Here is a 14,033-nt window from a genome sequence, read left to right as displayed (position 1 = left end):
AACGCCCGGTTACATTCCGAACCCGGAAGCTAAGCCTCACAGCGCCGATGGTACTGCAGGGGGGACCCTGTGGGAGAGTAGGACGCCGCCGAACTCCTTTTAATAGCCGTGGTTCCTGGATTTAATTCCAGGAACCACGGCTTTTTTGTTTTTCGGCCACGGTGGTACCGCCACCCCTCCGCGCCCTCGTACCGCCGCTGAGGGTAAGGTCAGGGAGCATCATTGGCTCTTTTCCCCCAGGAGGCCCCCGGGTGGAGGTCCAGGAGACGCGCGTCCAGACGGACCGCGTCCTCACCATCCCGAACATCCTCAGCATGGCGCGCCTCGCCGGCGTGCCCCTCTTCCTGTGGTTGATCCTCAGGCCGGAGTTCGGGGGGCCCAACAGCGACGGGTGGGCCCTGCTGGTGCTGGCGCTCAGCGGCGTCAGCGACTACCTCGACGGGAAGCTCGCACGCCGCTGGAACCAGATCAGCAAGCTGGGCAGGCTGCTGGATCCCGCGGCGGACCGGCTCTACATCCTCTCGACGCTCGCCGGCCTCACATGGCGCGAGATCCTCCCCCTGTGGATCACCGCGGTGCTCCTGCTGCGCGAGCTGGTCCTGCTGGTGATGGTCTGGATCCTGCGCCGTCACGGCTATCCGCCGCCGCAGGTGAACTTCCTGGGCAAGGCCGCCACCTTCAACCTGATGTACGCCTTTCCACTACTGCTCCTGAGCGATGGAAGCGGCTGGCTCGCTACTCTCGCTGCTATTTTCGGATGGGCGTTCGCTGGATGGGGTACAACGCTGTATTGGTGGGCAGGGATCCTGTATGTGGTTCAGGTCCGCCGACTTGTCAAGGTGGACAACATGGCCGATTGAGCCTGCCGATTCGGTGGCTGTAGTGGCGCCGCCGACCCGTACCTGACAAATGCGGGCCCTACCCGGTGGGCTGAGTCGGCCAGGTCGTCGTCTTAGGGAGGACTTTTCCGACATGAAGGCCGTCGTAATGGCCGGCGGCGAGGGCACCCGCCTCCGCCCCATGACCTCAAGCATGCCCAAGCCGCTCCTGCCCGTGGCCAACAGGCCGATCATGGAGCATGTGCTGCGCCTGCTCAAGAGGCATGGTCTGACCGAGACCGTAGTAACAGTGCAGTTCTTGGCTTCGCTCGTCAAGAACTACTTCGGCGACGGCGAAGAGCTCGGGATGGAGCTCACCTATGCCAACGAGGAGAAGCCGCTCGGCACAGCCGGCAGCGTGAAGAACGCCGAGGAAGCGCTGAAGGACGACGCGTTCCTCGTGATCTCCGGTGACGCGCTGACCGACTTCGACCTCACCGACCTGATTAACTTCCACAAGGAAAAGGGCGCGCTCGTCACCGTCTGTCTGACGCGCGTACCCAACCCCCTGGAATTCGGCATCACCATCGTCGACGAGGAGGGCAAGGTCGAGCGCTTCCTCGAGAAGCCGACCTGGGGCCAGGTCTTCTCCGACACGGTGAACACGGGCATCTACGTGATGGAGCCCGAGGTCTTCGACTACGTCGACCCCGATGTGCCGGTCGACTGGTCCGGCGACGTCTTCCCGCAGCTCATGAAGGAAGGCAAGCCCATCTACGGCTACGTCGCCGAGGGCTACTGGGAAGACGTCGGCACCCACGAGAGCTACGGCAAGGCGCAGGCCGACGTCCTGGAGGGCAAGGTCGACGTCGAGCTGGACGGCTTCGAGATCTCGCCCGGCGTCTGGGTCGCCGAGGGCGCCGAGGTGCACCCGGACGCCGTGCTGCGCGGGCCGCTGTACATCGGGGACTACGCCAAGGTCGAGGCCAACGCCGAGATCCGCGAGCACACCGTGATCGGCTCCAACGTCGTGGTCAAGGAGGGCGCCTTCCTGCACCGCGCCGTCGTCCACGACAACGTCTACATCGGGCAGCACAGCAATCTGCGCGGCTGTGTCATCGGAAAGAACACCGACATCATGCGGGCCGCCCGCATCGAGGACGGCGCGGTCATCGGCGACGAGTGCCTCGTCGGTGAAGAATCGATCATCCAGGGCAACGTCCGGGTGTATCCCTTCAAGACGATCGAGGCGGGCGCGTTCGTCAACACCTCCGTCATCTGGGAGTCCCGGGGCCAGGCACACCTGTTCGGCGCCCGAGGGGTGTCCGGCATCCTGAACGTCGAGATCACCCCCGAGCTGGCCGTGCGCCTCGCGGGTGCGTACGCGACGACCCTGAAGAAGGGCTCGACCGTCACCACCGCGCGTGACCACTCACGTGGCGCCCGGGCGCTCAAGCGAGCCGTGATCTCGGCGCTGCAGGCCAGCGCCATCGACGTACGCGACCTGGAGAACGTGCCGCTGCCCGTGGCGCGGCAGCAGACCGCCCGGGGCAGCGCCGGCGGCATCATGATCCGCACCACGACCGGAGTCCCGGACTCCGTCGACATCATGTTCTTCGACGGGCAGGGCGCCGACCTCTCCCAGGCGAGCCAGCGGAAGCTGGACCGGGTGTACGCACGTCAGGAGTACCGCCGGGCCTTCCCCGGTGAGATCGGCGACCTGCACTTCCCGTCCAGCGTCTTCGACTCGTACACCGGGTCGCTGCTGCGCAACGTCGACACCACGGGGATCGCCGAGTCGGGCCTGAAGGTCGTCGTCGACGCCTCCAACGGAAGCGCCGGGCTCGTGCTGCCCAGCCTTCTCGGCAAGCTCGGGGTGGACGCGCTGACGATCAACCCGGGTCTCGACGAGTCGCGGCCCACGGAGAGCGCCGACACGCGCCGAGCCGGTCTCATGCGGCTCGGCGAGATCGTCGCGTCGGCGCGGGCCGCCTTCGGTGTGCGCTTCGACCCGGTCGGCGAGCGGCTGTCCCTGGTGGACGAGAAGGGCCGGATCGTCGAGGACGACCGGGCCCTGCTGGTCATGCTCGACCTGGTGGCCGCCGAGCGGCGCAGCGGGCGGGTCGCGCTGCCCGTGACCACGACCCGCATCGCGGAACAGGTCGCCGCCTACCACGGCACCCAGGTCGACTGGACGACCACGTCGCCGGACGACCTCACGCGCGTCGGGCGCGGTGAGTCGACGATCTTCGGCGGGGACGGCCGCGGCGGGTTCATCGTGCCGGAGTTCAGCGGTGTGTTCGACGGGACGGCCGCCTTCGTGCGTCTCATCGGGCTCGTGGCGCGCACCCAGCTCACCCTGAGCCAGATCGACGCGCGCATCCCGCGTGCCCATGTGCTGAAGCGCGATCTGGCGACGCCGTGGGCCGTCAAGGGGCTCGTGATGCGCAGTGTGGTGGAGGCGGCCGGCGACCGGTCCGTGGACACCACCGACGGCGTGCGGGTCGTGGAGGCCGACGGGCGCTGGGTGCTGGTGCTGCCGGACCCGGCCGAGGCCGTCACCCATCTGTGGGCCGAGGGCCCCGACGACGCCTCCGCCCAGGCCCTGCTCGACGAGTGGGCCACGGTGGTGGACAGCGCCGGCCGCTGACCGCGTCGGCCTGCCGGGCGGTACCGCAACAGGTGCCGCCCGGCACGCCGGTGGGGCCATTCGGAGGTAGCGCCCGCGACGTGCGACGATGTGCGGCATGCCGCAGCAGCCCCCCGTTCGGAGCACCCCCTTCCGCCCCAGGCGTCCGGACGCGTCCATGTCGCTGCTCACCACCGTCATGGACCACAGCCTGGACGAGGGGTACGCGGAGGCCGCGGCCAGAAGAGAAGCCCAGGGCAACAGCGGTGTCCCTCGGCCCCTGCGGGCCAAACTGGGTCTCGCCGCGGGGCTGGTGCTCGCCGCGCTGGTCGTCACCGTCGGCGCCGCGCAGGCGCGTATAGCGGCTCCGGTGCTCGCCAAGGAGCGCGAGGAACTCATCGACCGCGTCGAGGACGCGACGGCGGGCGCCGACACGCTCGAGGACGACGTGGACGAACTCCGCGACGACGTGGGCGAGCGGCAGCGGGCCGCGCTGAAGAAGCACGGCGGCAGCCAGGGCGAGTTGGTCGGTCTCCTCTCCGGTGCCACGAAGGTGACCGGACCCGGCGTGAAACTCGTGGTGAACGACAAGAAGCAGGCCGACCAGGGCGGTGGCGGCCCCCGGGAGAGCGCCGGGTTCTCCGACACCGGGCGGGTGCGCGACCGCGACATGCAGCGCGTCGTCAACGGCCTGTGGGAGTCCGGCGCCGAAGCGATCTCGATCAATGACCAGCGGCTCACCGCCCTGTCGGCCGTCCGGGCCGCGGGGGACGCGATACTGGTCGACAACAGGCCGCTGGTGCCGCCGTATACGGTGCTCGCGGTGGGTCCCGGGCAACGCTTGAGCACCCGGTTCCAGAACAGCCGCGACGGTCAGTACCTGCATGCTCTGCAGGAGAACTTCGGCATCCGGACCAGTATTTCGGTGTCGGACGAGCTCCGGCTCCCGGCAGCGCCGAGTGTGACCGTACGTACAGCACAGCCGAAGGCAGGAAAGGGCACATCGTGATCGCCGTACTGGGCCTCGTCGTGGGAGTCGTGGCCGGATTGCTGGTTCGGCCCGAGGTTCCGGCGGTGGTCGAGCCGTACCTTCCGATCGCCGTGGTCGCGGCTCTGGACGCCGTCTTCGGCGGGTTGCGCGCGATGCTCGACGGCATCTTCGACGACAAGGTCTTCGTGGTGTCGTTCCTGTCCAACGTGGTGGTGGCGGCGCTGATCGTGTTCCTGGGCGACAAGTTGGGCGTCGGCGCGCAGCTGTCCACGGGTGTCGTCGTCGTCCTCGGCATCCGGATCTTCTCCAACGCCGCCGCCATCCGCCGGCACATCTTCAGGGCGTGACGCCGATGAGTGCCGACGAGACACCCTCGTACGACCGCCGCAAGGAACTGCCCCCCGAGGTCCCGGCGGAACCCGGGCCCGCCGCCGAGCCGGTCCGGCGGGAGCAGCCGCCCACCGGCCGTCAGCGGCTGGCGAAGGGCCTGTGGCCGCCCCGGGTGACCCGCCCCCAACTCATCGTCGCCCTGCTCCTGTTCGTGCTGGGCCTCGGCCTGGCCATCCAGGTGCGTTCGAACAACGACAGCAGCGCGCTGCGCGGGGCGCGGCAGGAAGATCTCGTACGCATCCTCGATGAACTGGATGACCGCACTCAGCGTCTGGAAGAGGAGAAGCGGCGTCTCGAGGAGCAGCGGACCGGGCTGGAGAACAGCTCGGACCAGGCGGAAGAGGCCCGCAAGCAGACAGCCGAGCGGGAGAGGCAACTCGGCATTCTGGCGGGCACGGTGGCGGCCCAGGGGCCCGGCATCACGCTTGCCGTCGAGGACAAGAAGGGGGCGATCGAGGCGGACATGCTTCTCGACGCCATTCAGGAGCTGCGCGCCGCGGGCGCCGAGGCGATCCAGATCAATGACGTGCGCGTGGTGGCCAGCACGCATCTGTCGGACGCCGGCCGCGGCGGCGTGCGTGTGGACGGCCGCAAGGTCGGCAAGCCGTACCTCTTCAAGGTGATCGGCAAGCCCCAGGATCTGGAACCTGCGCTGAACATCCCGGGCGGCGTGGTGCAGACTCTGGAGAAGGAGCAGGCCACGGTCACCGTGACACGCTCGGAGAAGATCGTTGTGAGTGCCTTGCGACCCGCGAAGCGGCCTGACTACGCTCGGTCGTCCTCCCCGTGAGCGGCGGGAGCATGAGGGCCGCGGGTCAAGGGCATGAGGTTGCGGGGGGTCGGCGCACCAGATGTGTGGTGCGTGGTGGAAACTGTTTGGTGGATACGGACGTTGTGAGGATGTCTGGTTCACCGATGGATGTCGGTGTGTGCAATCAGGGTTCGTCCTGCCCCACGGGCGGGTCTGTTTCGGTCAAGGGGAATCGCCCGTGAAGTTGTTTGCGAAGTTGTTCGGCAAGAGCGCACGTGAGGACAGCGGCAATCCCGCCACTGCCCGGCACCGTGCCCCGCGTCATGGGGACGCGGAGGGACAGGGGGCCGAGCGCCCCATGTTCCGGGACCAGGTGGCTGGTCCAGGGGGTGACAATCCGGGCGGACAGGGCGCGTCGTCCGTTGACCCCGCCGGTCCCGGCCGCATAGGTTTCGGAGAACCGTCGACCTCGAGTTCGGGTGGAGGGTTCGCCTCCGGCCCGCACGGATCGAACGCCCCCGCGGGGCAGCCGCGGCAGGAGGACCCGTCCATGGCCCTGGTGTGTACGAGGTGCGGCAACCGCAACGCCGAGGCGAGCCGGTTCTGCTCCAACTGTGGTGCGCCGCTGCGAGCCGGTGCGGCTCCGGAGCGTGCGTCCGAGACGACGTCGACGATCTCCATCTCCGGTCTCGAGGCCTACGACGCCGAGGTGACGGGGCAGACGCCGTCGCCGGCGCTCTCCCCGGAGGCGCAGGCCGCCGTCGACGCCCTGCCGCTCGGCTCGGCGCTCCTGGTGGTGCGCCGCGGGCCGAACTCGGGCAGTCGTTTCCTGCTCGACGGCGAACTGACCACGGCGGGCCGTCACCCGCAGAGCGACATCTTCCTCGACGACGTGACAGTGTCGCGTCGCCACGTGGAGTTCCGTCGCCTTCAGGACGGTTCCTTCACCGTCGCCGACGTGGGCAGCCTCAACGGCACGTACGTCAACCGGGAGCGCATCGATTCCGTGGCGCTGTCGAACGGCGACGAGGTGCAGATCGGTAAGTACCGGCTGGTCTTCTACGCCAGCCAGCGGAGCGTCGGCATCTGACCCACCCCCCGGGCCTCGTCCGGGGGCCACCCCCCATGGAAGGTCCATGCTTCACACACCGAGTGGTGGTGCCGGCACCGGCACCACCGTCGCGGACCGCCGGCTGATGAGCATCGGCACCGTGCTGAACGTGCTGCGTGACGAGTTCCCCGAGGTCACGATCTCCAAGATCCGCTTCTTGGAGTCCGAGGGCCTCATCGAGCCGCAGCGCACGCCGTCCGGCTATCGCAAGTTCAGCCCGGAAGACGTCGAGCGGCTCGGTCATGTGCTGAGGATGCAGCGGGACCACTATCTGCCGCTGAAGGTCATCCGCGAGCACCTCGAAGCACTGGAGCGCGGTGAGAGGGCCCCGCTGCCCTCTCTGGGCCGTCAGCGGGGCGCGGAAGGCGCCGGGGACCCGGGCGAGGCCGAGAGGCCGACAGCGGCCCGTGTGGGCCGTGCGGAGCTGCTGGCCGTCGCCGAGGTGGACGAGCGGCAGCTCGACGAGTGGGAAACGTACGGCTTGGTCGTCCGCCTGCCGGACGGCGGGTACGACGCGGAGGCCGTCACGATCGCCTCGCTCGTCGTGGAACTGGGCAGGTTCGGCATCGAGCCACGCCATCTGCGGGCCATGAAGGCCGCCGCGGACCGGGAGGCCGGGCTCGTCGACCAGGTCGTCGCGCCGCTGCGGCGGCACCGCAATCCCCAGACCAGGGCCCACGCGGAGGCCCGTACCAAAGAGCTGGCGAGCCTCACGGGAAAGCTGCATTCGGCTCTTGTGCAGAGCGCTCTCGGCGTCAGACTGCCCTGAAATACGGGCCCGCGCGCGGCGGGCGGACCGTCCCCGGCCGGTACTCGACGGCTGCCCGACTACCCAAACCTGCCGGCCACGTCCTAGGGTTGCTGTGTGAACGAGCTCGACGTCGTAGGTGTCCGGGTCGAAATGCCCTCCAACCAGCCGATCGTGCTCCTGCGTGAAGTGGGAGGCGACCGGTACCTCCCCATCTGGATCGGACCAGGTGAGGCAACCGCCATCGCCTTCGCGCAGCAGGGCATGGCACCCGCACGACCGCTGACGCACGACCTGTTCAAGGACGTGCTGGAGGCGGTGGGCCAGGAGCTCTCCGAAGTGCGCATCACCGACCTGCGCGAAGGGGTCTTCTACGCCGAGCTGGTCTTCGCCAGCGGCGTGGAGGTCAGCGCGCGGCCGTCCGATGCCATAGCGCTCGCACTGCGCACCGGCACGCCCATCTACGGGAGCGACGGCGTCCTGGACGACGCCGGCATCGCGATCCCGGACGAACAGGAGGACGAGGTGGAGAAGTTCCGCGAGTTCCTCGACCAGATCTCGCCCGAGGACTTCGGCACCAACAGCCAGTGAGCCGCTCTCAGCGGCTCGCTTCGGCCCATTCGGCTAGCCTTTCCCCGCGGCGGGGCACGCGAAACCACTCTCAGGGTGATTATCACTCGGCGTGGCGAGTGTGGCGATCGTTGACGAGCCCCTGGTGACTGCCTACCGTCGAGAAGGCAGGTCAAGGACGGAGGTCGGCGTGAGAAGCAGCGGCGACGGTACGGCGGTGGACGGTCCGTACCCGTTTCACAGCGCGGCCGATCACTCTCCGAAACCGATGGCGGTCCAGGGGAGCGGGGACGCGACGTTCGAGAATTCCGAGCAGATCGGGTATCGCGGTCCGACCGCGTGCGCGGCCGCGGGCATCACTTACCGCCAGCTCGACTACTGGGCCCGGACGGGCCTGGTCGAGCCCAGCGTGCGTGCCGCCGGTGGGTCCGGTACCCAACGGCTCTACAGCTTCCGGGACGTCGTCGTCCTGAAGGTGGTCAAGCGGTTCCTCGACACCGGGGTATCGCTGCAGAACATCCGTACGACGGTGCAGCATCTGCGGGAGCGTGGCTTCCGTGATCTGGAGCGGATGACGCTGATGAGCGATGGGGCGACGGTGTACGAGTGCACGTCGCCCGGCGAGGTCCACGAGCTGCTCCAGGGCGGGCAGGGCATCTTCGGGATCGCCGTGGGCGTCGTGTGGCGCGACGTCGAGGCCGCGCTGTCCCAGCTGCACGGCGAGCGGATCGACACGGGGGAGACGCTCGTCGGGCACAACCCCGCCGACGAGCTGGCCCGACGGCGCAACCGGGCGGTCTGAGCCCGCGGCGGGGGATTGTCAGTGGCGTAGGGCAGCATCGGAGATGTGAGAAGCGCGCCGACGATTCTGCATCTGGACATGGATGCCTTCTACGCGTCCGCCGAGCAGGCCGCGAAGCCGAGTCTGCGCGGGAAGGCCGTCGTGGTCGGCGGGCTCGGGCCGCGCGGTGTGGTGGCCACCGCTTCCTACGAGGCGCGGCGGTTCGGTGTGCACTCGGCGATGCCGATGGGGCAGGCGCGCCGGCTGGCGCCGAACGCCGCCTACCTCGTGCCGCGCTTCGGGCTGTACCGGGAGATCAGCGAGCAGGTGATGGGGCTGCTGCGCGAGCTGTCGCCGCTGGTGGAGCCGCTCAGCCTGGACGAGGCCTTCGTGGACCTGGAGGCGGGTGGCGTCGCCGATGACGAGCGCTCGGCCAGGGCGGTGGGCGAGCGGCTGCGGGCGGACATCAGAGCGGTGACCGGCCTGACCGGCTCGGTGGGCCTCGCCGCGTCCAAGATGCTGGCGAAGATCGCCTCCGAGCAGGCCAAGCCGGACGGCCTGGTGCTGATAGCCCCGGGCACGGAGCGGGCGCTGCTGGGGCCGATGTCGGTGCGGACGCTGCCCGGCGTGGGGCCTGCCACCGGGGACCACCTGCGGCGGGCCGGGATCACCACGGTCGAGGAGATCGCGGAGGCGGGAGAGGACGAGCTGGTGCGGCTGCTCGGCAAGTCGCACGGCGTCTCGCTGTACGCCATGGCCCTGGCGCGCGACGAGCGGCCCGTGGTCGCCGAGCGGGACACCAAGTCGGTCAGTGTCGAGGACACGTACGACGTGGACATCCACGACAGAGTGCGGGTCAGGGGAGAAGTGGCGCGGCTGGCCGACCGGTGCGTGCAGAGGCTGCGGGCGGCGGGGCACTCGGGGCGGACCATCGTGCTGAAGGTGCGGCGCTTCGACTTCTCGACGCTGACCCGGTCCGAGACGCTGCGGGGTCCCACCGACGACCCCGCAGTGGTGCGGGAGGCCGCGGCGCGGCTGCTGGAGTCCGTGGACACCACGGGCGGGGTGCGGTTGCTCGGGGTAGGGGTCACGGGGCTCGCGGACTACACGCAGGAGGACCTCTTCGCCCAGGCGCAGGCCCAGGCGCAGGCCGCGGAGGCGGAGGTCTCGGCGGTGGAGGGTCCGGAGGGTGCTCCGCCGACGGGGGCGGCGGGGGAGGCCGTGCCGAGGGCTCCGCTGGGCCCGGCTGACAGTGCGGACGCGCAGGAGTCGCCGGTGCCCGCCGAGCGGCGGTGGGCGGCCGGGCACGACGTGCGGCACACCGAGTACGGCTACGGGTGGGTCCAGGGCAGCGGGCTCGGCCGGGTGACCGTACGTTTCGAGACACCCGGATCGGCGCCGGGGCGGGTGCGGACGTTCCGGACGGATGATCCGAAATTGCGCCCCGCGGAGCCTTTGCCGCTGGTCGGAGCGGGATCCTGCGGGGAGGAGGTGGAAGCGGCGGAGGCGGGGTGAGGCCCGGTGCCTCAGGTGGGGTCGGAGCCCGCGATGTGCCCGAAGTCGTGGTCGGGGGGTGGCGGGTGGGGGAGCGTGGTGTCCAGGCCGTAGTGGTGGTAGAGCTGGAGCTCCTGGGCGGGGGAGAGATGGCGGCCCACGCCGAAGTCCGGGGCGTCCTTGATCAGGTCGCGGTCGAAGGGGATGCGCAGGGTGCCGTCGTCGACCAGTTCGCTCGGCTCCAGGGGGACGAAGGCGTCGCGGCTGAAGAGGCCCGTGCGTATGGCCGCCCACTCCGGTTCGCCGGTGGCGTCGTCGAGATAGATCTCGTCGATCGTGCCGATCTTGGCCCCGTTGCGGTCGAACGCCTTGCGGCCGATCAGATTCCGCGGATCGATGTCGGTCTGCACGGGCCCTCCAGCTGTCGCGGGGTCTGGGATATGGGCATAACTCGTCTTTGTCCGCTCGTACTCACTACGAAAGAGCACTTCGGGGCGGGCGGCCACTCGAGGGAATGCCTGTGACCCTCGCTGGTAGGCTGACGAATGGCTGCTGACCCCGTGCGGGAGAGCTCTCCGGGTCACGATCGCCGGAGGCGCCGAAGGAGCAAATCCTCCCCGGAATCTCTCAGGCACCTGTACCGCACGGACGAGGTCACTCTGGAAAGCAGGGCGGGCGTACGGGCGGGCACGTCCCACACCCTTCCTCACCGACGGTGAAAGCCGGGACGGTGCCTTCACGGGCGCGCCCCGGTGAAGCTCTCAGGTTGAGATGACAGAGGGGGAGGCCGTCCGGGTACCCGCGCCGTGGTACCCCTCGTAGGTCGCGCAGACCAGGAGGCCTCCGCAATGACTGCCACCAATCGCATCCCCCTCTCCGAACTCGAACAGGGCATCCCCTTCGAGCAGCGGCACATAGGGCCCGATGCGGAAGCGCGGGCGAAGATGCTCGCCCAGGTCGGGTACGGCTCGCTCGACGAGCTGACGGCCGCCGCGGTGCCGGATGTGATCAAGAACGCCGAGGCGCTGAAGCTGCCCGGGGCCCGTACCGAGGCCGAGGTCCTCGCCGAGCTGCGCTCCCTCGCGGACCGCAACCAGGTGCTCGACTCGATGATCGGGCTCGGGTACTACGGCACCTTCACGCCGCCGGTGATCCTGCGGAACGTGATGGAGAACCCCGCCTGGTACACCGCGTACACGCCGTACCAGCCGGAGATCTCCCAGGGCCGGCTTGAGGCGCTGCTGAACTTCCAGACCATGGTCGCCGAGCTGACCGGCCTGCCCACCTCCGGGGCCTCGCTGCTCGACGAGGGCACGGCCGCCGCCGAGGCCATGGCCCTGTCCCGGCGCATGGGCAAGGTCAAGGACGGCGTCTTCCTCGTCGACGCCGACACCCTGCCGCAGACCATCGCCGTCATCCAGACGCGTGCCGAGCCCACCGGCGTCGAGATCGTCGTCACGGATCTGAGCACCGGCATCCCGGCCGAGGTCGCCGAGCGCGGTGTCGTCGGCGTACTGGTGCAGTACCCGGGCGCCTCCGGTGTCGTACGCGACATCAAGCCGCTGATCGACGAGGCGCACGAGCTGGGTGCCGTCGTCACCGTCGCCGCCGACCTGCTCGCCCTGACACTGCTCACCTCGCCCGGTGAGCTGGGCGCGGACATCGCGGTCGGCACGACGCAGCGCTTCGGTGTGCCGATGGGATTCGGCGGCCCGCACGCCGGTTACATGGCGGTGCGCGAGAAGTTCGCCCGCAGCCTGCCCGGGCGGCTCGTCGGCGTCTCCGTCGACGCCGACGGCAACAAGGCGTACCGGCTGGCGCTGCAGACCCGTGAGCAGCACATCCGCCGCGAGAAGGCCACCAGCAACATCTGTACCGCTCAGGTGCTGCTCGCGGTCATGGCCGGAATGTACGCGGTCTACCACGGCCCGGACGGGCTGAAGTCCATCGCGCGGCGCACCCACCGCTACGCGACGCTGCTCGCCGCCGGCCTCAAGGAGGGCGGGGTCGAGGTCGTCCACGGCGCGTACTTCGACACGCTGACCCTGCGCGCGCCCGGCCAGGCCGAGCACTTCGTCACCGCCGCCCGTGAGAGTGGCGTCAACATCCACCGCGTCGACGCCGACCACGTCTCGCTCGCCTGCGACGAGACCACCACCCGCCAGCAACTGGCCGCGGTCTGGAGCGCCTTCGGCGTCGAGGCCGACGTCGACGCGCTGGACGCCACCGTCTCGGACACGCTCCCCCAAGGCCTGCTCCGCACCGACGAGTACCTCGCGCACCCGGTCTTCCACCAGTACCGCTCCGAGACCTCGATGCTGCGCTACCTGCGCAAGCTGGCCGACCGCGACTACGCGCTCGACCGCGGCATGATCCCGCTGGGCTCCTGCACCATGAAGCTCAACGCGACCACCGAGATGGAGCCGGTCACCTGGCCCGAGTTCGGGCAGCTGCACCCCTTCGCGCCCGCCCAGCAGGCGCAGGGCTACCTCACGCTCATCCGTGAGCTGGAGGAGCGCCTCGCCGAGGTGACCGGGTACGACAAGGTCTCGCTCCAGCCCAACGCCGGGTCGCAGGGCGAGCTGGCGGGCCTGCTGGCCGTGCGCGGCTACCACCGGGCCAACGGCGACGACCAGCGCACCGTCTGCCTCATCCCGTCCTCCGCGCACGGCACGAACGCGGCGAGCGCCGTGATGGCCGGCATGAAGGTCGTCGTCGTGAAGACCGCCGACGACGGTGAGATCGACGCCGACGACCTGCGTGCGAAGATCGACAAGCACCGCGACGAGCTGGCCGTGCTCATGATCACGTACCCCTCGACGCACGGTGTGTTCGAGGAGCACGTCGCCGACATCTGCGCGGAGGTGCACGAGGCCGGCGGTCAGGTGTACGTCGACGGCGCGAACCTCAACGCGCTGGTGGGTCTCGCCAAGCCGGGGCACTTCGGCGGCGACGTCTCGCACCTGAACCTGCACAAGACCTTCTGCATCCCGCACGGCGGCGGCGGTCCCGGGGTCGGCCCGGTCGGTGTGCGCGAGCACCTCGCGCCGTACCTGCCGAACCACCCCCTGCAGCCCGCCGCGGGCCCGAAGACCGGTGTCGGCCCGATCTCCGCCGCGCCGTGGGGCTCCGCCGGAATCCTGCCGATCTCCTGGTCGTACGTGCGTCTCATGGGCGGCGAGGGGCTCAAGCGCGCCACCCAGGTCGCGGTGCTCTCCGCGAACTACATCGCCAAGCGCCTGGAGCCGCACTACCCGGTGCTCTACACGGGCCCCGCCGGGCTCGTCGCGCACGAATGCATCATCGACCTGCGGCCGATCAGCAAGGCGACGGGCGTCAGCGTCGACGACATCGCCAAGCGGCTCATCGACTACGGCTTCCACGCGCCGACCATGTCGTTCCCGGTCGCGGGGACGCTGATGATCGAGCCGACGGAGAGCGAGGACCTCGCCGAGATCGACCGGTTCTGCGACGCGATGATCGCCATTCGCCGGGAGATCGAGAAGGTGGGTTCCGGTGAGTGGGCCGCCGACGACAACCCGCTGCGGAACGCGCCGCACACCGCGGCCGCGCTCGGCGGTGACTGGGAGCACGGTTACAGCCGTGCGGAGGCCGTCTTCCCGGCCGGTGTCGTCGCGTCCGACAAGTACTGGCCGCCGGTCCGCCGGATCGACCAGGCGTACGGCGACCGGAACCTCGTCTGCTCCTGCCCGCCGCTGGATGCTTACGAGGACTGATGACGGGGCCCGG

Annotated in this window: 12 protein-coding genes, 1 rRNA gene and 1 riboswitch; of the genes, 12 read left to right on the top strand and 1 reads right to left on the bottom strand. The window is 69.6% G+C overall.

The genetic code is table 11. The features are described from left to right. The 11 genes from rrf to ACZ516_RS15100 all read left to right on the top strand — a co-directional run. A 5S ribosomal RNA gene (gene rrf / locus ACZ516_RS15150) occupies positions 1-94 on the top strand; the annotation flags it as partial. Between the two features lie 157 nt (positions 95-251). Further along, the gene (locus ACZ516_RS15145) at positions 252-860 is read left to right on the top strand and encodes a CDP-alcohol phosphatidyltransferase family protein (RefSeq protein WP_358580540.1); all 609 of its coding nucleotides are present in this window, start codon (positions 252-254) and stop codon (positions 858-860) included. A gap of 112 nt (positions 861-972) precedes the next feature. Then, complete coding sequence (locus ACZ516_RS15140; RefSeq protein WP_358696172.1) at positions 973-3,468, top strand: mannose-1-phosphate guanyltransferase; 2,496 nt, start codon at positions 973-975, stop codon at positions 3,466-3,468. Positions 3,469-3,556: 88 nt separating this feature from the next. Beyond that, positions 3,557-4,456, top strand: a complete 900-nt coding sequence (locus tag ACZ516_RS15135; protein WP_358580545.1) for a DUF881 domain-containing protein — start codon at positions 3,557-3,559, stop codon at positions 4,454-4,456. Next, the gene (locus ACZ516_RS15130) at positions 4,453-4,785 is read left to right on the top strand and encodes a small basic family protein (RefSeq protein ID WP_030794354.1); all 333 of its coding nucleotides are present in this window, start codon (positions 4,453-4,455) and stop codon (positions 4,783-4,785) included. Before ACZ516_RS15135 ends, ACZ516_RS15130 begins: the two co-directional genes overlap by 4 nt. Before the next feature lie 5 nt (positions 4,786-4,790). Continuing rightward, complete coding sequence (locus tag ACZ516_RS15125) at positions 4,791-5,618, top strand: DUF881 domain-containing protein (protein ID WP_358696197.1); 828 nt, start codon at positions 4,791-4,793, stop codon at positions 5,616-5,618. Positions 5,619-5,679: 61 nt separating this feature from the next. After that, positions 5,680-6,669 (top strand): FHA domain-containing protein, encoded by a 990-nt coding sequence (locus ACZ516_RS15120; RefSeq protein ID WP_361087285.1) that lies wholly within the window; start codon positions 5,680-5,682, stop codon positions 6,667-6,669. 46 nt (positions 6,670-6,715) lie between these two features. Then, on the top strand, positions 6,716-7,459 hold the full coding sequence (ftsR, locus tag ACZ516_RS15115) for a transcriptional regulator FtsR (RefSeq protein ID WP_469010437.1): 744 nt from the start codon (positions 6,716-6,718) through the stop codon (positions 7,457-7,459). Positions 7,460-7,555: 96 nt separating this feature from the next. Further along, positions 7,556-8,029, top strand: a complete 474-nt coding sequence (locus tag ACZ516_RS15110; protein WP_030794342.1) for a bifunctional nuclease family protein — start codon at positions 7,556-7,558, stop codon at positions 8,027-8,029. A 169-nt stretch (positions 8,030-8,198) separates the two neighbouring features. Next, positions 8,199-8,810, top strand: a complete 612-nt coding sequence (locus ACZ516_RS15105) for a MerR family transcriptional regulator (protein ID WP_358580552.1) — start codon at positions 8,199-8,201, stop codon at positions 8,808-8,810. 45 nt (positions 8,811-8,855) lie between these two features. Beyond that, a complete protein-coding gene (locus ACZ516_RS15100) occupies positions 8,856-10,304 on the top strand; it encodes a DNA polymerase IV (RefSeq protein ID WP_469010435.1) in 1,449 nt (482 codons plus the stop codon). 11 nt (positions 10,305-10,315) lie between these two features. Here ACZ516_RS15100 and ACZ516_RS15095 read toward each other — a convergent pair whose 3' ends face one another. Further along, positions 10,316-10,693: a PRC-barrel domain-containing protein gene (locus ACZ516_RS15095; RefSeq protein ID WP_358696176.1), complete on the bottom strand. Its 378-nt coding sequence runs from the start codon at positions 10,691-10,693 to the stop codon at positions 10,316-10,318. A 143-nt stretch (positions 10,694-10,836) separates the two neighbouring features. Continuing rightward, a riboswitch (glycine riboswitch) is annotated at positions 10,837-10,936 on the top strand. A gap of 195 nt (positions 10,937-11,131) precedes the next feature. Here ACZ516_RS15095 and gcvP point away from each other — a divergent pair. After that, positions 11,132-14,020 (top strand): aminomethyl-transferring glycine dehydrogenase, encoded by a 2,889-nt coding sequence (gene gcvP, locus ACZ516_RS15090; RefSeq protein WP_469010433.1) that lies wholly within the window; start codon positions 11,132-11,134, stop codon positions 14,018-14,020. Positions 14,021-14,033: the final 13 nt, after the last annotated feature.

The sequence above is a fragment of the Streptomyces sp. NPDC034037 genome (genome assembly GCF_055575715.1).
Note: the sequence above shows the minus strand (reverse complement) of the source record. Positions and strands in the feature narration are given on the sequence as shown.

Excerpts from the sequence above, each read along its gene's own strand:
- ACZ516_RS15140 (WP_358696172.1), top strand. The coding sequence starts at position 973 with ATGAAGGCCGTCGTAATGGCCGGCGGCGAGGGCACCCGCCTCCGCCCC.
- ACZ516_RS15135 (WP_358580545.1), top strand. The coding sequence starts at position 3,557 with ATGTGCGGCATGCCGCAGCAGCCCCCCGTTCGGAGCACCCCCTTCCGC.
- ACZ516_RS15125 (WP_358696197.1), top strand. The coding sequence starts at position 4,791 with ATGAGTGCCGACGAGACACCCTCGTACGACCGCCGCAAGGAACTGCCC.
- ACZ516_RS15120 (WP_361087285.1), top strand. The coding sequence starts at position 5,680 with ATGTGTGGTGCGTGGTGGAAACTGTTTGGTGGATACGGACGTTGTGAG.
- ftsR (WP_469010437.1), top strand. The coding sequence starts at position 6,716 with ATGCTTCACACACCGAGTGGTGGTGCCGGCACCGGCACCACCGTCGCG.
- gcvP (WP_469010433.1), top strand. The coding sequence starts at position 11,132 with ATGACTGCCACCAATCGCATCCCCCTCTCCGAACTCGAACAGGGCATC.